This window comes from Rhizobium tibeticum (genome assembly GCF_900110205.1).
GTDB lineage: Bacteria > Pseudomonadota > Alphaproteobacteria > Rhizobiales > Rhizobiaceae > Rhizobium > Rhizobium tibeticum.
On the sequence record NZ_FOCV01000021.1, the window covers coordinates 78,303 to 97,328 of the forward strand.

Below are 19,026 nucleotides of genomic sequence, written 5' to 3' on the forward strand. Positions count from 1 at the left end.
CGGAAAGCAGATGCACGGATATGTTCGTCCTGGAAACAGCCAGCCCGCCTGGCTGTTTCCTTTTATCGTTATCATCGTCCTGATCCTCAGCGTGCTGCCGCTGGCGCGGCTGGTGACAACAGGCATTGCCGCGCTTGCGAACGGTGGCGTCGGGGCGGTGCTGGGCGATCCGGCGCTCTGGTCGGCAACCTACTACACCCTCGTGACGGCGGTGCTCGGCACGCTGATCTCGCTCGCCGTCGGCTGCGCCTTCGCATTCCTGCTGACGCTGACTGATATTTGCGGCAAGGGCGCGCTGAGCTTCCTTTTCGTCTTGCCGATGATGATCCCGCCGCAGGTGACGGCGCTCGCCTGGGTGCAGATGTCCGGGCCCTCCAGCCCGCTCCTGAAGGCGTTGCACATTGCGCCTCCGCTCGGGTCGCCGCAGCCGCTCTATTCGGTCGGCGGGATTTCGCTGCTCTACGGCGTGCAGCATGCGCCGCTCGTCTTTCTCGCTCTCCGTGCTGGCATGATGGCGCTCCCCCGCGATGGCGTCGAGGCGGCGCGACTTGCCGGAGCCAGCAGTCTTCGGGTCTTCCGCGATGTCATCCTGCCGCTTTCGCTGCCGGGGATCATTGCCGGAGCTGCGATCTCGTTCGTTTCCTGCACCGGCAATTTCGGCATTCCGGCAATCCTCGGTATACCGGCCTCGATCTATACGCTTCCGACGCTGATCTTCACCAAGTTCTCCGCCTTCACCAGCCGGACTTTCGGCGACGTGGCGCTGCTTTCAGCGATCATCGCCATCATTTCAGTGGTCGGGCTTGCCATTCAGGACCGCGCCTTGCGTGGACGCGACTATCGTGTGCTTGGGCTTTCCGGCGCGACCGTGGCCTTCGATTTGGGAGGCTGGAAATTCCTTTTGCAGCTGCTGTTATGGCTTTGCCTTTTCTTCATGCTGGCCGCACCATTCTTCGCTCTCCTGGCCGGTGCGCTCGTGCCGGCCTATGGCGTGCCGCTGACCTTCAAGACGATGTCTGCGAGCGCCTTCTATGAAGTCCTTTTCCGGCAAGCGGTAACGCGCACGGCGTTCGTGAACTCCCTGTCTCTCGCGTCTGGGACAGCATCGTGTCTCCTTGTGGTGACCGTGCTTTCGGCTTACGCGTTGGCGCGACGCCAAGACCTGCTGGGCCGGATTGTTTCGAGCCTCATCGAGATCCCTTATTCGCTGCCCGGCATCGTCATGGCCGTGTCCTTCATTCTCGTGTTTGCCGCGCCGCTTCCCATCCTGCAGGTGACACTTTACGGGACGATCTGGATCATCTTGATCGCGTATTTTTCGAGCTTTTTTGCCGTAAGCCTAAAGCCTGTCGTCAGTGCATTCCATCAGCTGGATTCGGCACTGGAGGAAGCGGCAAGACTATCGGGGGCGGGCTTTTTCCGGCGGCTTGTCGATATCATCGTGCCGTTGATCGCCCCCGCGGCGGGAGCATCGGTCATTCTGGTCTTCCTGATCGCCTGCAATGAGCTCACCATCTCTGCGCTCCTATGGTCTGCCGGGACACAGACGCTTGGCGTGGCAATCTACAATCTCGACGATAGCGGCAGCTCCGATCTGGCATCGGCGCTTTCCGTGCTCGTCGTCCTCATGGTCGTCTGCATGATGCTGCTTCTGGAACTGATGGCAAAACGGTTGCCGAGAGGGGTCGTGCCGTGGCGGAATTGATCCTCAACCACCTCGCCAAGGATTTCGGCACCGGCCGTGCGGCCGTTACCGACTTTTCCCTGAAGGTGAGGCACGGCGGCTTTCTGGCGCTGCTCGGGCCTTCGGGCTGCGGCAAGACAACGGTGCTGCGCATGATCGCCGGTTTCGAAGCGCCGACAAATGGCTCCATCCATCTCGGGGAGCGGCTGCTTGCAGACGCCTCCCGGTCGTTGCCGCCGGAACGGCGCAACATGGCGATGGTGTTTCAGTCCTATGCACTTTGGCCGCACATGAGTGTCGCGGACAATGTCGGCTATCCCTTGAAAGTGCGCGGTATCTCCGGCGAGGCTTACAAGCAGAAGGTCCGCGAGGCGCTGGCGACCGTAAGACTGGCCGATCACGCCGAGCGCCGTCCCGCCGATCTGTCCGGTGGCCAGCGACAGCGGGTGGCACTGGCGCGCTGCCTCGTGTCGTCACCTGATGTCGTGCTGCTCGACGAGCCGCTCGCCAATCTCGACCACCACCTGAAGCAGGAGATGGAGGAAACATTTCGCGAGTTCCACCAGCGCTCAGGTGCGACGATGATCTATGTCACGCACGATCAGAGCGAAGCGATGGCACTCGCAACCGACGTTGCGGTCATGTCCGAAGGCCGCCTTCTGCAGGCTGCACTGCCAGCGGAAATCTACGCCCGGCCGGAGGGCCGGGTGGTTGGTGGTTTGATCGGTCGCGGCGCAATTCTCTCGCTTCCGTCTCCGGTTGGTGACATCAGGCTGCTCGATTGGTGCGCTCTCGAACCTTTGCTGTCGCACGAAGTCGGTGATCGGCCGAAGGTGGACGTGCTGGTGCGCCAGGAGGATGTCCTTATCACGGGCGAGGGCATTGCAGCACGCGTCGAATCCATCCTCTACGAGGGCGAGCGCTATGCCGTGAAGCTGTTGCTCGGCGACGGGCAGGTGCTTCGGACATTCAGCCGGGAGCGGCTGGATGTTGGCGAGAGCGTGCGGGTGATGGCCCGGTCCGCCTGGCGGCTCTGATGTCGAAACGTCTTTGCGAAGCGGGCCTTAGCCACTACTAATGGCGCAACGTCAATTGGAAACCCTCGATGTCGCTTCGCCTTGCTACTTTCAACGTCGAAAATCTCATGTCGCGCTTCGACTTCACGGGCTTCCGCAACCAGCTGCGGCAGGACCGCGTGATCAAGCTTTTCGAGGTGCGTAGCGAAGGCGTCTACCAGCAGCTCGAACAGGCGCGCGTGATTTCCTCGACCGACGATACGCGGCAGATGACGGCCCTGGCGATCGCAGACGCCGATGCAGACATTCTGTGCCTGCAGGAGGTCGATAATATGGAGGCGCTGCAGGCCTTCGAGTATGGCTATCTGTTCCGGATGGTCGGCAACGGCTACCGGCAGAAATATCTCGTCGAGGGTAATGACAGTCGCGGCATCGACGTCGCTGTTGTGATGCGGGAAGAGACGCGTGACGGCCAGAAGATCGAGCTCCAGCAGATCAAGAGCCATGCCATGCTCACCTATCGCGATCTCGGGCTCTTCAACGATCAACTGGCGCCTACCAACCGCATCGACGACAAGATCTTCAAGCGCGATTGCCTGGAGTTCGATCTACTGATTGGTGGTGTCCCGCTGTCGCTCTATGTCGTCCATTTCAAATCGATGGATGGACCGCGCACGGAAGGCGTCGACGGCAGGCTCGGCACGATGCCGGTGCGGCGGGCAGAAGCGTTGGCGGTGCGCCGCATCATCGACGATCGATTCGGCGGTCGCATCGAAGATAAGCGGTTCGTCATCTGCGGCGATATGAACGACTATCAGGAGCGCGTCGATGTCATCGGGCGCCGCCGCACCGGATTCCGTTTCGAGCATCGGGACGAGAGTGTCAGCGCACTCGATGTCTTCAGCCATGACGGCTTTGTGGAGAACGTCGTCCGCCGCCGCGATCCACTCGATCGCTGGACGCTCTACCACGCCCGTGGACCCGAGGAACAATGGCTGTGTCAGCTCGATTACATCTGGCTCTCCGCCGCACTTGCTAGGACGAACGCCAGCCGCATACCGGAGATCGTTCGGCATGGACAGCCCTACCGGACGGTCTTCCCACCTGGTCAGGAGGTCGAGCGCTATCCCCGCACGGGCTGGGATCGACCGAAAGCTTCCGACCATTGCCCCGTTGTCATGACATTGGATCTGATATGAACGTTCATTTTTCAGAAGATTTCGCCGGCTGGCCGCCGGAGCAGACCGTATTCCCGATTGCTGGCCTGGACCTCCGCGTCCTGTCGGGAGACCATCCCTTCTATCTCGCGCAGGGCGAGGCGATCCGGGAAAATTGGGAACGGGAAACGGCCGCGAATCCGGCGCTGTTCGACGGCCGGATGGTGTTTCAGAGGCGGCTGGCGCTGACCGACAGCGGCATCGCCGGCGAAGGCCACGTCATACGGTTTTCGACATTTATGTGGTGGCGCCGTCAGGCGAGCCGGCACGGTGGCATCCATCTGTTTGCCTATCCCGTTCTCGAGGCATCCGACGGCGCGTTAGTAGCGATCCGCATGGGGAGCCATACAGCCAATCCCGGCCAGGTGTATTTCGCCGCCGGCTCGCTGGAGCCAGAGGACGTTTCCGGCGACCGCTGCGACGTCGAAGGCAACATGCGTCGCGAGGTGATGGAGGAGACGGGGTTCGACCTCAACGATGCCCAGGCGGGCGATCGGTACTATGCGAGCCACGTCAGGCGCACCGTAACGGTGCTGCGTCTCTTCCGCTTCGGCCTGACCGCCGAAGAGATGATTGAGAGGATCCACGCACACATGCTGGTTGCCGATGACAAGGAGATTGCCGGCGCAATCGCGATTCGGTCGGCCGATCCCAAGGCTTACCCTTACAATATTGCGATGCTCCCCGTCATCGACTGGTACTTCAGAGAGAAGCAGGGCGCTTAACGCCTTGCGCTCGGTCTTCCGGTCGGGCAGGTTGGCGAAACGAGGACCGAGACAGGGGAGGCCGATGTGGCGCGCAGCTACAGCGTCTACGACGTGTTCACCGACCGCAAGCTCGCCGGAAACCCGCTTGCCGTCGTCTTCGATGGTGACGACTTGCGCGATGACGCGATGCAGGCGATCGCCAAGGAAACGAACCTGTCGGAAACGGTCTTCGTTCAGCCCTCGGGCAACCCCGCCTACACGGCGAAAATCCGCATCTTCACCCCCGGTCGCGAGTTGCCCTTTGCAGGACACCCGACGGTTGGAACGGCGATCGCTCTGGCCGAGCGGGCGCACGGCAACTCAACCATCGATCTCGTTTCGGTGCTGGAGGAAAATGTCGGGCCGGTGCGTTGTGCCGTTCGGCTGAGGGAGGGTGAGGCGAGCTTTGCCGAGTTCGACCTGCCGCGGAAGTCGCAGCAAATCGCCATGCCGCTCGATAAGCTTGGAATTGCCAATGCCTTGTCGCTGAAGACAACGCAGATAGGCTTCGAAAATCACGTGCCGTCGCTTTGGAGTGCGGGGGTGCCCTTCCTCATGGTTCCCGTTCACGACGTCGGCGCCGCCCAGCGCATGGATTTCGACCCACAACTTTGGGAAGCGACCGTTCCCTTCGTCGACGGCGCACTTGCCTCGGCCTACATCTATTGTCGGGGCGGAGTGAACCATGTCGCAAAGTTCCACGCGCGGATGTTTGCGAGCGGCATGGGGATCGTCGAAGACCCGGCCACCGGGGCGGCAGTGGCCGCGCTATCCGGTGCCATTCACCATTTCGACCGCCTGACGGACGGGCACCACGGGGTGATGATCGAGCAGGGCGTGGAAATGGGCAGACCGTCCTTCATCCACCTGCATATGGATGTCGAAGGCGGAGCGATCTCGAATGCCCGGATTGGCGGGCAGGCGGTCCGTATTGCAAGCGGAACGCTGGACCTTTGATTTCATTGCATTTCAGCCATGCGCAAAAATCTTCGCATTTAACCAAAGAATTTTCAGGCAGGCGCTAGACAAGCCGAACGATCCTGTTTATACGCCCCTCACACCGCGCAACACGGCGGTCACGGGTGATTAGCTCAGTTGGTAGAGCAGCTGACTCTTAATCAGCGGGTCGTAGGTTCGAGCCCTACATCACCCACCATTCTTCACAAGAAAACAATAGTATACGTTGATCCGCTAACGAGGCGGATGAAATGCGTGTGCCCTTTGATGACAAAGATTTCAACATCTGCCTGCTGCCAGCAGAGAGCGGCAAGCATCGCATGCCGGCTCCGCCTTTCCACGGCCAGTTTTGGGATATGAGGTTCGCCTGAGCCGCTATAGGCGGCGATCGAACCAAAGTCGGGTTCCCTCTCGGACTGAGGTCCGACGCGCGGAACCGGGATGATTCCAATTGTTGCGTTCACGAGTGTTGGGTCGCGGTCGCTTTACCCAAAGAGCAAAATATGCTTATCAAACTTCGATTGGTGCGGTCGCAGCATTGGTCCTTGCGTCCGGCGTAGCATTCGCACGGTCGTCCACCGTCAATGACGCAGCTGGCGGCGCGGCCGCCGCCGCCATCGTCGGCGGAGCAGTGGCGCAGCGACCGAATGGACGGATCGTCATTGTCGATCCGAATGCATTCACGATCGTCCTCATCGTCACCGCCTAGATGGCTCGGCCCCGCAGCGTTGCGTTGCCGGGCTATCGTCGGAACGATGCGGATGAGGAACAAAGTTCGTCGAAGCGGGTTTCTGGCTGATCGCGTTCGTGTGGGCATATCGAGGGCTCCTCGCCACAATGCATCGCGACGAGGTCGGCGAGAGGCCTTGTAAGTCGGGCGTGAGGTAGCGATGAGCGCATGGAGGCTGTTCTGAAAACGATTGCGACGATGCTGTTTGGTGCCGTCACGGTGGTTGGGGCCTGTTTCATTGGTGCCGCGGCCCCTACCTACATTCTCGCCATGCCTGAAGGGCAGCACTTTGCAAACTGGATGCACCGGACCTTTGGACCTCGGTTCCCGAGCCCGTGGATCCCAGGAGCCTGAAATTCGAACGCGTCGGGCCCTTGTCTCGGCAGCCTATCCCATTAAACCGACAGCGCCCAAGCCCAGGGCGAACCTTGCGGCCAAACCCGCGTCCGATGGCATATCGTCAGATGCCGCCGAGGCGTCGCTACGGCGTGAGCACGGCGAATGGTGTCTAGGTACCGGTCCTACGATCCGGCCAGTGACACCTATCGCGCCTACAGCGGCCAAATCCGCACCTGCGTGTCTCCATTCGCCGCTCCATCGATGGAAGTCACGGGGTCGGTGAGTGGGAGCGCGGGCCACGCCGCGTGGTGTTCTGCGCGTTATGCGTCTTATCGGGTGGACGATAATTCATACCAGCCATATAGCGGTCCGAGGCGCGAATGCATCTCGCCATTTCCCGGGGACGCGAGTGCTCAGACTGCCAGCCGATGAGACTATTCCATGGAGCTTGAGCGAGGGACATTTCCCTGCAGGGAGACACTACGCTATCGGAACCAACGGCCTGTAGCCGCGTTCTAGACACAGTTCCAAGGCGTCTCGCACACTGCGCCTTGGCCTTTCCAAATGTCCCTGTCATTTGCCCCGCGTCCTGCGGGGCTCCTTTCTGCCTCCGAAGGAGGGAGGATCCACCATGTCTCAAAAGCGCTACAGTCGTCGCGACGAACCGTTGCATTCCAAGGATCTGTCGGTCTGCCACCGCGTGCTTGATCACATCCGCAACGAACAGGGGATCGAAGCCTCCTCGGATGAGTCCGAGCGGATAGCCTCAATCATCATCGAGTTTTATCGCCAGGGAGTCCGTGACGAGAAGCAGTTGCGCGCGCTGATCGACGTGGCGCGCGGGCTCACACATCGACCTGCGTAGACAATACGAACAACGGTCGGGAACAGAAGCGAACCATCGGCGTTTTTTTCCAGGTCGTGTCCCCTTAGGCACGTTGCTGAAATGTCACGATATTGAGCCCGTCAATACCGCGGGGCCTTTTTCTGCGGTTTTTCCATCGGGAAGGGCCTCACGGGTAGGACTTAGGTCCTATAGGACCCCAAACGCGTGAACCATACACGGATCCGGTGCGTTGAATCTCCAGAGAAAGGAGACTGACCATGAAACGGTTGATTCTGGCAGTGGCCGGCCTCGCAGCACTACTGATGAGTGCTCCTGCCGACGCGCAAGGTGTTTATTTCGAGTTCGGTTCCGGCGGCCCGAGGTACTATGACGATCCGCCACCACCGCGCTATTACCGATACGGCCCAAGGTACCGTGACTATGACCGCCCGCGCTACGCCTACCGCGACGTGTGCTGGAGGGTGCCTTACCAGCATCGAAGCCATAATCATTACATCACTAGGTACAGAACGGTTTGCCGATAGAGAACCAGCCTCGCGTGAAGCGGCCTCTTCTCGTCCCTGATGGCTAGCACGCCACTCCGCCCTTGAGGGCTGGCAGCCAACTGATTTCTCCGCCAGCTTTCCGTCTCACCGATACAGGGGCGGCTGGTGGGGGATTTCAACGGCAGCGCGGGTGCCGGTCTTCCAGGCCTGAAGGCAGGCCTTTGTCACCAGCATCGCCATATGGCCGTCCCATGCGCTTGAGCCTGATGGCTTCCGTGTGAGAATGCCTGCCGTCCAGGCTTCCAACTGCGCACGATAGCCGGAACCGTGGCCGCCAATCGGCAGGTGTTCGAAATCCGTCGTGGCCCTTGGCGCGCAGCGTGGTCGCCGGGCTTGGGTCGAGAGCGACCGTTCCATCCTCGCAGACAAGTTCAGCCCGCACGTCATATCCGTACTGCGCGTCGGTAAAGACCTCGATGTCGACCACCACCCCGGATCCGGTCTGCAGCAGAATGAACTGCGGCTGCCTGTTCGGGGCGTTTCGAGTTGCCGGAGGGCTGGCGACGATCGCCGAGGTAATCTCGTCGTCAAGAAGGTACCGCGCGATGTCGAACTCGTGGCCGGCGGAATTGGCAATCACCAATTCGGATGTGAGATAATCCGGCCCGACGGCGTTTCGGTGAACACAGTGCAAGAACAGCGGTCGCCCGAGTTCGCCGGAGTCGAGCGCCTGTTTCATCTCTCTGTAGCCTGCATCGAAACGCCGCATGAAACCAACCTGCACGAGACGGCGGCCAGCTGCGACTTCGGCTCGAACGATTGCCTCGGCATCCTCCAGGCTTCCTGCCAGCGGTTTTTCGACGAGGACGGGCTTTCGGGCGGCAATTGCCTTCAACGCCAGCGACGCATGGGTGCCGTCTGGTGAGCAGACCATCACGGCATCGATGTCGGGATCGCCGATCAGTGTGTCCGCGTCCGCAATGGCCCGTACACCAAGGGATGCGGCAATCGTTTCGGCTCGACTGCGATCGAAATCCTGAACGGCAATCAGCCTGGCATTCGCAACGCCCTCGGCAAGAATAGCCGCGTGATCGGCACCCATAACGCCGGTTCCGATAATTCCGATCCTGATCTCTTTCATTGACCCTCCCATTCGAAAATCGCCACCCTGCCTCCCGGCAAGTCTATGACCGCGACAGGAGAGATTTCAAGCTCACTGCAGGCGATGTGCAGCGCTCGCACTGCGCGATCAGGGATTTGATGGTCGCGTCACGTTGACCGGAGAGGAACGGCACCTTCCCTACGAGCGTCCGCCGTTGTCGAAAGAGCATCTGATGTCTTCGGCGGGTCTCGAGCCTCCTTTCATCGTCAGCGGTACCGTCCTCGCAGGGCGATCGATCGCGATGCGGCGATGCGGCTGTTGGGCTTCGCCGTGATCCCGCTCTTTCGGTAGCCCGATAGGCGCCTCGTGCCAGTCGCAGCGGCACGAATTGCTTTCAGACAGCGTCATGCTGCAAGATGCGAAGGGCAGCCATGCACCAACGGCATTGGTAAACCGCAGCGATACGCTATCTATCTCCGGCCAATACAAGGAGAAAATGATGAAGAAGATCGCGACCGTTGTTGCTGCCGCATCCCTGGTGCAAGCTCTGGCCTCGAGTGTTATCGCGGCCGATTTGGTGACCACCTACCAAGCGCCTGAGGCCGACGCGCGTGACGGTGTCAAGATCGGGATCCTGACTTGCGATATCGGTGGCGGTGTCGGTTACGTCCTCGGTTCGGCAAAATCGGTCGATTGCGTGTTTAGCCCGACCTCGGGCAGCGAGGCGCAGGATCGGTACACAGGTGCGATCCGTAAGTTGGGCGTCGATGTCGGGTTTACCACGCGCGGCCGGATTGTGTGGGCGGTGTTTGCCCCGACCACCGGATACCATCACGGTTCGCTGGGCGGCCTCTATCAAGGCGCATCGGCTGAAGCGACGCTCGTCGCCGGTGTCGGTGCCAACATTCTCGTTGGCGGCACCAGTGGCTCGGTCCACTTGCAGACGCTGAGCGTGACCGGCCAGCTCGGCCTCAACGTTGCTGCGAGCGGGACGTCCATGACGTTGACGCCGCAGGGCTAAGGATGTCTCGCCGGCAATCGTTTGGCGATCGTGCATAAGTCTGGCCGCATTCTCGTGCGGCCAGCTTTTTGGGGTTCGGCAGTGGAGGGAACCGTGAGACATGCCGCAATACTCGCTGCAATGGTGCTTTCCGGCTGCAACACGACTGCGCCGCCGCTTGAGCCCATGCCGGGAAGCCTGACTTATGGGCGCGTCGCACACTCACCATATCCTCCGGGAACGGTCGTCAAGAACACGTTCTTGGGAAAATGGGGCTATCGCACATTTGAGAAATACGTGGTCCAGCCTGATGGAACACTTAAGTTGACCTATCAGCAGACCGCTCCGGACTTCCCGACGGACTGATGTCGTGCGCTCGGTTGGCCGCCGCTATCGAAGCTTCGGCGGCCCAGCGGTGGAATTGGGCTGAATCTCGTGTTCAGGCGCATGGCGTCCCTGGAGTTTGTGCAGCTTGCGCTCTTCTGCAGTATCGGCGCCGTTTCGTTTGCCTTGATTGGCGACACTCCGACCCCGCGGTCCCGGATTTCTGATCTGTCTGTTGGGCGTACTGTGCATGGCTCGTTCCTCCCGCAAGAGAAACGCAAAACTCGCGCCGAGGTTCATCGTCGAACGAGAAAAGCTGCCTGTCGTTGCCGTCCATCGACAGGTTCGCAACCCATGCCTCAGTTTTTGAAAACGGTGCAGGCCGCTCCGGCGGCGCGGACGCTCACGCAGACCTTGTCGGCTTCCGCGCGGGTCTGCCTGCCGATACGGGCCGCATAGCGCGGCCTGAAGCCGAAGCTGCGATCGCGGACGCGTACGACGACAGGCTCTTCGCTCGCAAGTGAGGTCGGAAGCTGACGCGCGACCGCCGAAAACAGGCGAAGGGCCGCTGCATCGTTGCTATGCGCTGCAAGCTGCGCGCCCCAGGGTGCCCACGGGCCGTGTTGAACCGAGGCGGTTTCGGTCAGCCGGCGCTTGCTGGCAAGTTCGATGCAGCTATCGATGAAGGGCTTGTCCGGGCTCAGAAACTGCGCGGCATCGCCCGGAGGATCGTTCTTCCATTGCTCGATCGTACTCGCGGTTATGGCGAGGACGTAGCTGCGCGTCTCGAAGGGCAGTAGACCTGTATCGAGATAGGCCGCCAGTCCCTGCTCGCCGGCATTGTAGGCTGCGGCGGCAAGGCCGAGATTGCCAAAGCGTGCCCGCAGGTCGTCGAGATATCGTGCTGATTCCTTGAGGGATTCGAGGACATTGAAACTATCCCTCAACCCGCGCAGCCTGGCCGTATCGGGCATGAACTGTGCAATACCCTGCGCGCCCTTGGGACTGATGGCGCCCGCCCGGAAACGGCTTTCCCGCCAGATCAGGCGGGCGAAATACTCCGGCGGTAGGTGGTTTTCCCGCGCGAAGTGATCGATCGCGACGCAGAGATCGCGGCCGTAGGTCTCGCGTGTGATGCAAAGGCGCTCGCCGGAGTTCGGTACCGCGAGCGAATAGACGCAGACGCGATGCGATGTCGCGGCGGGCGGCTGGGAAACAGCCATCTCGGGATGTGCCGACAGAAAGCCGGCAACAAGAGTAACGAAGCCTGCTTTGCTAAACGATACGCCCACTGCAGCCATCGTCTCTCTGTCGCAATTCGTGGACTTCTGTGCCGAGCCGGAAAAGATACGCCCGTCATTGATGACGGGCGGAGTTGGGAGATTAATACGCATCTGCACGTTAGCAACGCTGAATATGACGTCAAGACAGAAACGGAGCATAGAAGGCTATTGCCATATGCCTGTTGCCGCCGCTCGACTATTGTCGGCAAAGAGCTCCCGATTCAGCGAGGCCACCATGAGACTTTCCGCTTGCATCGAATGGCTGTTCGCAGCCGAAGCCGACAATTTTGCGGACAGGATCCGGCTTGCACACACGCATGGCGCGGAGGCCGTCGAATTCTGGAAGTGGACGAACAAGGATATCGGCAGCATCGAATGGGCGCTGACGGAAACCGGCATGGAACTCAGTAGTTTGTTGCCGAACCGATGATTGCACTCACCGATCGTGCCAATAAGGACGCGTTCCTGAAAGGCCTGAAGAGTTCCATGGAAACGGCCAGACGCCTCGGTGCTCACACATTGATTGCGCAGGCGGGCGATGACCTTCCCGGCAAGTCTCGCGAAGAGCAGAAGGCGGCGCTGATCGAAACCCTGACCGCCGCTGGTGAGATTCTCGAGGGCAGCGGGGTGCGCCTTGGTCTCGAGCCACTCAACACGTTGATCGACCATGTTGGCTATTTCCTTCATTCCACGGTTGAAGGCATCGAGATCGTAAAGGCGACGGGGCGTCCGGAGATCGGCATCGTGTACGATGTCTATCATTCCGTCGTGATGGGCGAGGCCACGGCCGAGGTGATTGGCGGGGACATCGACCGGGTTTTCCACGTCCATATCGCCGATCATCCGGGCCGCAACGAGCCGGGCAGCGGCGATATCGACCTTAAACGGCGCGTCGATTGGCTCGTCCAACATGGATACCAGGGTGCGATCGGGTTAGAATATCGGCCGTTGGCGGCGAGCGCCGCGACAATTGCAGAGACCCGGCGTATGCTCGGTTAAGAGCAGTGTGATTCATACTCGGATGGTCTCAGCCATTTCAATCTGACGCGTCGTGCACCATCTAGTGGATGAGTAATGTCTTCCTCAATCGGGAGGCGACTGTGTTTGTGGAGCTAACCATGCAATCCCTTTCAGACGTACCGTTGTATCTCATGGACCAGAGCGAAGGTGCGTGGCCCTCGCGTCGGCGAAAGATCATCGATTGGCTGGTCAATGAAACGCGTGACGAGCGCTTCATCGACAACATATTCGTGCAAATGTGCCAGCGACTGCGTGACGAGGGCGTGCCTGTCGCGCGAGCATCGTTGCATTTCAGAACGCTCCATCCGCAATGGCTCGGTGCTCGCATCCTCTGGAAAGCCGGGTTGGGAGAGGCAAAGATTGATACGTTTGGCTATGGTGTCGAGAACACACCGCAGTTCCGCAACAGCCCGGTGAACGAGATTTTCAGCGGCGCGACCGAGGTCCGCAAAAACCTCGAGACGATGCGCGACGGCGACGGCCACCATCAGTTCTATGACGAACTGATACGTGACGGGCTCACGGAGTATATCGCCTGGCCAATGGAACACACGCTTGGCAAGCGGCACATTGCGACCTTCTCCAGCGATCGGTCCGGTGGCTTCGCAGAGGAACATATCGCCTTCCTCAAGGACGTTCTTCCTGCCTTGACGCTTGTCACCGAGATTCGCATCAAGAACATTCTCGCGCGGACACTGCTGGAAACCTACGTTGGTCCCCATGCCAGCGGACAGATCCTTGCCGGGGCAACGACACGCGGCAGCGGTGCGACCGTCGGTGCGGCGATCCTGATCTGTGACCTGCGCAATTTCACGACGATCTCGGATCAGTGGCCGCGCGACGACGTGATCGACCTGCTGAACGGCTATTTCGACGCGATGTCGGAGCCGATTGAGAAACATGGCGGCGAGATCCTCAAGTTCATGGGCGACGGCATGTTGGCGATCTTCCCGCTGGCCGATCCGATGGCCTGCAGGAACCTGTTGGTGGCGATCAAGGAGGCAGAGGGCGCTGTCGCCACCCTGAACGAGCAGAACGGGCGCGATGGCCGCGAGGTGCTGCGCTACGGGATTGGCGTACATGTTGGCGACGTCATGTATGGGAACATCGGCTCACGACGGCGGCTCGATTTCACGGTGATCGGGCCTGCGGTCAACGTGGCCTCGCGCCTGGAAAGCCTGACCAAGGAAATCAAGCGTCCGGTACTCTTCTCCAGGGCGTTCGTCGAGATGGCGTCTTGCAATGAAGGCATGGAAAGCCTCGGCTCATTCCCCCTTCGGGGATTGGGCGAGCCCGTCGATGTCTTTGCCTTCAAGCAATCCTGAGAGTGGCAGGTATCCCGACAGAGAGAGGGCCATGGCGCTCGGCGGCCTGACGAGGGCGTTTCCCGTGTTCGCGAGGGCGGAAATCGGCGCACCGTTGGGGCGGCTACATCGATGTCACGCCGGATGCCGTGGCTTTCACCTCGGCTGTCGACGCCATTCCCGGCTTTCACATCGCAACCGGATTCTCCGGGCATGGCTTCGGCATTGGGCCGGCAGCGGGACGATTGATGGCTGATATCGTTACGGGCCGGGCGCCTGCCGTCGACCTGAGCGCATTCCGATTCTCGCGCTTTACTGACGGCTCGAAGGTAGAGCTCATCAGCGGCTTCTGATTGCGCGGCGGTCACGCTTCTTCCGCCGTTGGTTATACCAGTGTTGTTGCCGCCACCTCGAATGTGCCTGCCACGGCCACTGCGCCTGGACCGCAAACGTGACGAGCGTTTGATCACGCATGCGAATATGGAGTGTCACGCATGTGCCATCAGGCGCGCAATCTGAAATATAGAGGTCTGGTACGCCCTAGGGGAATCGTATGCCATATTTTGAGATTCGTACTCGATCGATGCGGTTATGCCTGTTGCTGCTTGCTCAGAGTCGAGGGTCTGAGCCCCTGCACAGTGGTGCCTATCACAGGGGCGATGTTGACCCTCGGAACCTCGTTCGACGCTCGTCACACAGACGCGGGGTAGAACGTAAGAGAGAGGGTGACGTTCACAAGCGCGGGTCTAGTCGGAAGCTGCAGCGCGACCTGACGACGTGCTTTCGCCGGCGTCTACAAGGATGGCAATGCTGGGGAATGAGGCCGTCATATGAAAGCCGTGGCGAAGGACGGATGCGAGATCCGCCTCGCGAGCCAGTGGCGGCTGTTCATGCTGCCTGACGATCGGTGGTTCCGTATTGCCGATCCGGATGGAGGATTTGCGTCGCAGCGTCATCTGCTGGAGCCGGCCGCTTCTCGATGCAGTATTTCGACTGGTACGCGCTGAGAAAAACAATGCCGCACCGATCTTGAAGCTAGGCGCAAAAATTAACGGATTCATATAGATGGTACGCCCGACGGGATTCGAACCCGTGATCTACGCCGTGAGAGGGCGTTGTCCTGAACCGCTAGACGACGGGCGCATCAGGCAAGGAAATAGGAACAGACAAGCCTTTCGGCAAGATGCTCAAGCTTGGAGAAATAGAGAAGTGGCAACGCCCCAGGGTGAAAGGACGGCGCTTTTTTCGGGTGCACATGGGCCGCGTGTCCATTTGCGCCCAATTCTTAATGCGGGTGCAAGGGCAGGGACATGTTCAGAACGCTTATGGAGTTCTGCTCTGCTGCCCGTAAGATACTGAAGATATTTAAGGAGGAGAATGAAGTGGCACGCCCTAGGGGAGTCGAACCCCTCTTCCCAGAATGAAAATCTGGTGTCCTAACCGATAGACGAAGAGCGCTTCCTTCGTGGTGGCGCCCTTATAGTCAGGCACTTTGAATCCCGCAAGCGGCAAATTCGATTTTTCTCAAAATAATGACAGGATTTTTTTGCGAGCGCGAAACGCCGTTTATTGCAGCCGAATCAAAACACTACTGCTCGATGTTCGCAATTCATCGGGCAAGCTTACGCCGCGTTATGAACGCCTGAAGTAGAGCGTCACAGGGCGCGCGCGATGGTCGCCGGAGCCGTCCGGCCGCCGCAACCCCAGTTCCAGTCCCGGCTTTTGCCGGTATCAAGGTGGACGGAGTCCGTATGGCAATAGGTGCCGACACCACCGCGATCCGGCAGTGAGCGGATATAGCTTGCAATATCCCATTTCGACACGCCGTCGATCTGAATGTCTGCCGCGTCGCACGTCTTGTGCATGGATTCCTCGGCGCCGCCGACCATGCGGTTATGGTCCGGGTCGCGATAGCCTGACGTGACCACGACCGACTTGCCGAAATGCGTTTCGACGGCCTTGATCACGTTCAGCAGGTTCGGCTTGAAACAGCCGACTTCCACCTTGTCGTTCTGAAGATGCAGGCCGTTGGGCGCGATCCGCGTCATGCCGGGCAAGGAAGCCCTTTGCAGCAATCCGGAAAGACTGCCGAGCAGGTTTTGCCTGGGCGCGCTGTAGAGAGCATTCATCGTCTGGCCTGCAAGGGCCCCCGTCGAGGATGAGGCAGTCTGCACCGGCGCAATTTGGGTGCCCACATTTTGTGAGGACTGCTGCGGCAACAAAGATTGACCCTGCTGCGTTTGCTGCGGTTGATCGACCGGGACCTGGCTGCTGTAGACGCTCGAGCGCATGGGATTGACACCGACCGGCGCGTGGGCGTCGCCACCGGCCGGCTGCAGTTGGGTCGACGTCGGATTGTTCTGCGGCGTCGCGTGCACTGAGAAGATGCTCATCGCCTGGGCGTTAATACCGGTTGATTGCATTGCAAGGCCGCCGATGTTGGCGGGAGCCGAAGCGGTTGATCCAACTGCCATCGGCTGCGCGTTCGGAGCCTGCGCCGGCTGAGTGCCCGATACATTCGCCACCATGGGGTCGCGATAGCCGGGTTGGGCAGGCGTGGCTGCGGCAGCCTGCTGCGCGACTGCTGCTGGTTCGACAGGGGCGACGACGGCTGCGGCATCGGCAGTCTTCTTGTCCGACACGCAGCCGGTGAGCAGCAGCGCCGATGTGGCGATCAGCAGGGCAGGTCCGAAAGGAATCCGCTTTTCAACAGCGAGCACGCGAGCATTCTCCAGGGGACGGCGAAAGCTGCGCCAAAATTGCATCGTTCGCCTTGAGTCGGCCGGAGAGTGCCTGCGCCGCAAGGCTGCGGCAAGCGCGATGCGGACCCGCAGATCCGAAATCGCAAAAGCCGCAAGCCTCGCAAAAGCCTCGGCCTACCAGGCGCCGGTATTGCCCATCGAAGCCCACGGTTCGGCCGTCGGGAGGCTGCCGCCCTTCTGCAGAATCTCGATCGAGATTCCGTCCGGCGAACGCACAAAAGCCATGTGGCCGTCACGCGGCGGACGGTTGATCGTGATCCCGCTATCCATCATCTTCCGGCAGATGGCATAGATGTCGTCGACCTCGTAGGCGAGATGACCGAAATTCCGCCCGCCGGTATAGTCCTCGGCGTCCCAATTGTAGGTCAATTCCAGGCAGGGCGCGCCCTTGGCGCTGGCCTCGGTCTTGTCGCCGGGCGCTGCAAGGAAGACGAGCGTGAAACGGCCCTTCTCGTTCTCCGTGCGCCTGATTTCCTCGAGGCCGAAGAGCGTGGTGTAAAAATGCAGGGAGGCGTCCAGATCTTTCACGCGGACCATGGTGTGGAGATAACGCATTCTATTTCCTCTCAAATGCAGGGCGATGGATTCTTATGTGGTGGAACACCAGTTTCGGGCAAGACAGGGGGGTATGATTGGCAACTGGGAATAATCGAAAAGTAGGACTTGCGCTAATCCGTTACCAACATGTTAATCTTGATCTCAAGAATCAGTTAACCGTAACAGTGTGACGCGTATTGAGGGGCTGGCGACATGGCTGACAGGATTTCATCAAAGGAATTCACTGACCTCGATCAACTCGCGGGGGAAGCGGTCGACCTCATTGAAATCACCGGCGTCGTCAAGTGGTTCGACGTGGCCAAGGGCTTCGGTTTCATCGTCCCTGACAACGGCATGCAGGACGTTCTTCTGCATGTGACCTGCCTGCGTCGCGACGGTTATCAGACAATTCTCGAAGGCACGCGGATCGTCGCGCTGATCCAGCGCCGTGAACGCGGCTATCAGGCATTCAAGATTCTCTCCATGGATCAGTCGACGGCCGTACATCCTTCGATGCTGCCGCCGGTTCGCACGCATGTGCAAGTGACGGCAACGAGCGGGCTTGAGCGCGCACTGGTCAAGTGGTTTAACCGCACCAAGGGCTTCGGCTTCCTGACGCGCGGCGAAGGCACGGAAGATATTTTCGTCCACATGGAAACGCTGCGTCGGTTCGGTCTCACCGAGTTGCGCCCCGGCCAGGTCGTGCTCGTGCGCTACGGCGATGGTGACAAGGGCTTGATGGCTGCCGAGATCCATCCGGACGTGCCGAGCCCGGTGAGCCGCGCACACTGATGCGTGGGTCCGCTGTTCATTGGATCAGAAGCGCCCTTGCGGCGCTTTTTTTCATCGTTGCCCTTCCGGCTCTTTCTCAACAGCCGATGACGTTCGACAAGGAACCGCTGATCATCCAGACGGCGTCCGGCAAGCGGCTGAATTTCATCGTCGAGATCGCCGACACGAACGAGCAGCGCCAGCGCGGCCTCATGTATCGCAAGGAAATGGCCGAAGATGCCGGCATGATCTTCGACTTCGGCGTTTCGCGTCGGGTGCAGATGTGGATGGAAAACACCATCCTGCCGCTCGACATGCTGTTCGTCGATTCGACCGGCACGATCCGCAACATCAAGCAGAACGCTGTGCCGTACTCCCAGGACATCATCGATTCGATGATGGAGGTGAAATACGTGATCGAACTCAATGCCGGCGTGGCTGCCAAGCTCGGCATTCAGCCTGGCGACAAGGTGATGAGCGCGACGACCACGAAGAAGAGGTAGCGCCCGCGCCAAGCTGTGTGAGTTGCTGGGAGAAGGTGTTCGACTGCGCCGATCAGAGCTTCTCGAAAAACAGGGTTTCAAAATCCTCGCAAGGAGCCTGGCGAGGGGCAGTCTTCGTGAAACGCCGCCTTGTTTTTGCTAACAGTTCTCGATGCCTCCCAAGCTGAGTATACCCAGACAGGTGGCGGGATTGGAAAGGCACGAAACCTTGGCTCGCTCGCCTCGACATAGAAGCCCTCATCCGCGGGCTTTGGACTGGCAATCAATCTTCCAATCATTTGTCAGCATTGAGCCTCGCGCGCTTACTGGTCGCGGAATGTCCACATTTTTCGTCATCTAAGGTGAGATTTACTGTTTACATTCGTTGTTTACATTTGTTCAAGTCAACCTTGAGCGTTC

18 protein-coding genes, 3 tRNA genes and 2 pseudogenes are annotated in these 19,026 nt (G+C 60.0%); 17 read left to right on the forward strand and 6 right to left on the reverse strand.

The features are described 5' to 3' along the window. The first annotated feature begins 10 nt into the window (after positions 1-10). From BSG20_RS21855 to BSG20_RS21895, 9 genes are all read left to right on the forward strand, one after another. The gene (locus tag BSG20_RS21855; RefSeq protein ID WP_072378256.1) at positions 11-1,705 is read left to right on the forward strand and encodes an ABC transporter permease; all 1,695 of its coding nucleotides are present in this window, start codon (positions 11-13) and stop codon (positions 1,703-1,705) included. After that, complete coding sequence (locus tag BSG20_RS21860) at positions 1,693-2,721, forward strand: ABC transporter ATP-binding protein (protein WP_072378254.1); 1,029 nt, start codon at positions 1,693-1,695, stop codon at positions 2,719-2,721. The genes BSG20_RS21855 and BSG20_RS21860 overlap by 13 nt, the downstream gene beginning before the upstream one ends. A 68-nt stretch (positions 2,722-2,789) precedes the next feature. Beyond that, on the forward strand, positions 2,790-3,899 hold the full coding sequence (locus BSG20_RS21865; protein WP_072378252.1) for an endonuclease/exonuclease/phosphatase family protein: 1,110 nt from the start codon (positions 2,790-2,792) through the stop codon (positions 3,897-3,899). Next, complete coding sequence (locus BSG20_RS21870) at positions 3,896-4,642, forward strand: NUDIX hydrolase (protein ID WP_093041329.1); 747 nt, start codon at positions 3,896-3,898, stop codon at positions 4,640-4,642. The genes BSG20_RS21865 and BSG20_RS21870 overlap by 4 nt, the downstream gene beginning before the upstream one ends. A 66-nt stretch (positions 4,643-4,708) precedes the next feature. Continuing rightward, positions 4,709-5,620, forward strand: a complete 912-nt coding sequence (locus BSG20_RS21875; RefSeq protein ID WP_072378251.1) for a PhzF family phenazine biosynthesis protein — start codon at positions 4,709-4,711, stop codon at positions 5,618-5,620. 123 nt (positions 5,621-5,743) lie between these two features. Continuing rightward, positions 5,744-5,819: transfer RNA gene (locus BSG20_RS21880), tRNA-Lys, on the forward strand. A gap of 252 nt (positions 5,820-6,071) precedes the next feature. After that, positions 6,072-6,329: a hypothetical protein gene (locus tag BSG20_RS35730; protein WP_143147512.1), complete on the forward strand. Its 258-nt coding sequence runs from the start codon at positions 6,072-6,074 to the stop codon at positions 6,327-6,329. 522 nt (positions 6,330-6,851) lie between these two features. Continuing rightward, positions 6,852-7,121 (forward strand): BA14K family protein, encoded by a 270-nt coding sequence (locus BSG20_RS37620; protein WP_244551816.1) that lies wholly within the window; start codon positions 6,852-6,854, stop codon positions 7,119-7,121. Positions 7,122-7,320: 199 nt separating this feature from the next. Beyond that, the gene (locus BSG20_RS21895; RefSeq protein WP_072378247.1) at positions 7,321-7,554 is read left to right on the forward strand and encodes a hypothetical protein; all 234 of its coding nucleotides are present in this window, start codon (positions 7,321-7,323) and stop codon (positions 7,552-7,554) included. A 642-nt stretch (positions 7,555-8,196) separates the two neighbouring features. On the opposite strand, the gene BSG20_RS21905 is transcribed toward BSG20_RS21895, so the two are convergent. Then, a complete protein-coding gene (locus tag BSG20_RS21905; protein WP_167371586.1) occupies positions 8,197-9,162 on the reverse strand; it encodes a Gfo/Idh/MocA family protein in 966 nt (321 codons plus the stop codon). 460 nt (positions 9,163-9,622) lie between these two features. On the opposite strand from BSG20_RS21905, the gene BSG20_RS21910 reads away from it, so the two are divergent. Then, complete coding sequence (locus BSG20_RS21910) at positions 9,623-10,144, forward strand: DUF992 domain-containing protein (RefSeq protein ID WP_072378392.1); 522 nt, start codon at positions 9,623-9,625, stop codon at positions 10,142-10,144. Between the two features lie 120 nt (positions 10,145-10,264). Next, positions 10,265-10,489, forward strand: coding sequence for a hypothetical protein (locus BSG20_RS21915; protein ID WP_083539960.1), 225 nt, complete (start codon positions 10,265-10,267; stop codon positions 10,487-10,489). Between the two features lie 317 nt (positions 10,490-10,806). On the opposite strand, the gene BSG20_RS21925 is transcribed toward BSG20_RS21915, so the two are convergent. Continuing rightward, positions 10,807-11,748 (reverse strand): lytic transglycosylase domain-containing protein, encoded by a 942-nt coding sequence (locus BSG20_RS21925; protein ID WP_072378390.1) that lies wholly within the window; start codon positions 11,746-11,748, stop codon positions 10,807-10,809. A gap of 217 nt (positions 11,749-11,965) precedes the next feature. Between BSG20_RS21925 and BSG20_RS21930 the strand changes: the two are divergent. From BSG20_RS21930 to BSG20_RS36585, 4 genes and pseudogenes are all read left to right on the forward strand, one after another. Next, positions 11,966-12,729, forward strand: a pseudogene (locus BSG20_RS21930) (TIM barrel protein). 119 nt (positions 12,730-12,848) lie between these two features. After that, entirely contained in the window at positions 12,849-14,075 is a 1,227-nt protein-coding gene (locus BSG20_RS21935; RefSeq protein ID WP_072378240.1) for an adenylate/guanylate cyclase domain-containing protein, read from the forward strand. Positions 14,076-14,109: 34 nt separating this feature from the next. Further along, a pseudogene (locus BSG20_RS21940) lies at positions 14,110-14,407 on the forward strand (NAD(P)/FAD-dependent oxidoreductase); the annotation flags it as partial. A 477-nt stretch (positions 14,408-14,884) separates the two neighbouring features. After that, on the forward strand, positions 14,885-15,061 hold the full coding sequence (locus tag BSG20_RS36585; RefSeq protein ID WP_167371585.1) for a hypothetical protein: 177 nt from the start codon (positions 14,885-14,887) through the stop codon (positions 15,059-15,061). 59 nt (positions 15,062-15,120) lie between these two features. On the opposite strand, the gene BSG20_RS21950 is transcribed toward BSG20_RS36585, so the two are convergent. The 4 genes from BSG20_RS21950 to BSG20_RS21965 form a co-directional block, all read right to left on the reverse strand. Further along, positions 15,121-15,197: transfer RNA gene (locus tag BSG20_RS21950), tRNA-Glu, on the reverse strand. A gap of 240 nt (positions 15,198-15,437) precedes the next feature. Next, positions 15,438-15,512, reverse strand: a tRNA-Glu gene (locus tag BSG20_RS21955). Positions 15,513-15,709: 197 nt separating this feature from the next. Continuing rightward, positions 15,710-16,774, reverse strand: a complete 1,065-nt coding sequence (locus BSG20_RS21960) for a YcbK family protein (RefSeq protein WP_072378388.1) — start codon at positions 16,772-16,774, stop codon at positions 15,710-15,712. Positions 16,775-16,930: 156 nt separating this feature from the next. After that, entirely contained in the window at positions 16,931-17,371 is a 441-nt protein-coding gene (locus tag BSG20_RS21965; RefSeq protein WP_072378236.1) for a VOC family protein, read from the reverse strand. A 195-nt stretch (positions 17,372-17,566) separates the two neighbouring features. On the opposite strand from BSG20_RS21965, the gene BSG20_RS21970 reads away from it, so the two are divergent. Together BSG20_RS21970 and BSG20_RS21975 are read left to right on the forward strand one after the other, a co-directional pair. Then, positions 17,567-18,145: a cold-shock protein gene (locus BSG20_RS21970; protein ID WP_007535143.1), complete on the forward strand. Its 579-nt coding sequence runs from the start codon at positions 17,567-17,569 to the stop codon at positions 18,143-18,145. Beyond that, on the forward strand, positions 18,145-18,627 hold the full coding sequence (locus BSG20_RS21975; RefSeq protein WP_072378234.1) for a DUF192 domain-containing protein: 483 nt from the start codon (positions 18,145-18,147) through the stop codon (positions 18,625-18,627). Before BSG20_RS21970 ends, BSG20_RS21975 begins: the two co-directional genes overlap by 1 nt. Positions 18,628-19,026 lie beyond the last annotated feature (399 nt).

Bases quoted from the DNA above. Each gene is read 5' to 3' on its own strand.
- BSG20_RS21935 (WP_072378240.1), top strand. From the start codon at position 12,849: ATGCAATCCCTTTCAGACGTACCGTTGTATCTCATGGACCAGAGCGAA.
- BSG20_RS21965 (WP_072378236.1), bottom strand. From the start codon at position 17,371: ATGCGTTATCTCCACACCATGGTCCGCGTGAAAGATCTGGACGCCTCC.
- BSG20_RS21910 (WP_072378392.1), top strand. From the start codon at position 9,623: ATGAAGAAGATCGCGACCGTTGTTGCTGCCGCATCCCTGGTGCAAGCT.
- BSG20_RS21970 (WP_007535143.1), top strand. From the start codon at position 17,567: ATGGCTGACAGGATTTCATCAAAGGAATTCACTGACCTCGATCAACTC.
- BSG20_RS21975 (WP_072378234.1), top strand. From the start codon at position 18,145: ATGCGTGGGTCCGCTGTTCATTGGATCAGAAGCGCCCTTGCGGCGCTT.
- BSG20_RS21925 (WP_072378390.1), bottom strand. From the start codon at position 11,748: ATGGCTGCAGTGGGCGTATCGTTTAGCAAAGCAGGCTTCGTTACTCTT.
- BSG20_RS21865 (WP_072378252.1), top strand. From the start codon at position 2,790: ATGTCGCTTCGCCTTGCTACTTTCAACGTCGAAAATCTCATGTCGCGC.
- BSG20_RS36585 (WP_167371585.1), top strand. From the start codon at position 14,885: ATGAAAGCCGTGGCGAAGGACGGATGCGAGATCCGCCTCGCGAGCCAG.
- BSG20_RS21905 (WP_167371586.1), bottom strand. From the start codon at position 9,162: ATGAAAGAGATCAGGATCGGAATTATCGGAACCGGCGTTATGGGTGCC.
- BSG20_RS37620 (WP_244551816.1), top strand. From the start codon at position 6,852: ATGGTGTCTAGGTACCGGTCCTACGATCCGGCCAGTGACACCTATCGC.
- BSG20_RS21915 (WP_083539960.1), top strand. From the start codon at position 10,265: ATGGTGCTTTCCGGCTGCAACACGACTGCGCCGCCGCTTGAGCCCATG.
- BSG20_RS21870 (WP_093041329.1), top strand. From the start codon at position 3,896: ATGAACGTTCATTTTTCAGAAGATTTCGCCGGCTGGCCGCCGGAGCAG.
- BSG20_RS21895 (WP_072378247.1), top strand. From the start codon at position 7,321: ATGTCTCAAAAGCGCTACAGTCGTCGCGACGAACCGTTGCATTCCAAG.
- BSG20_RS21855 (WP_072378256.1), top strand. From the start codon at position 11: ATGCACGGATATGTTCGTCCTGGAAACAGCCAGCCCGCCTGGCTGTTT.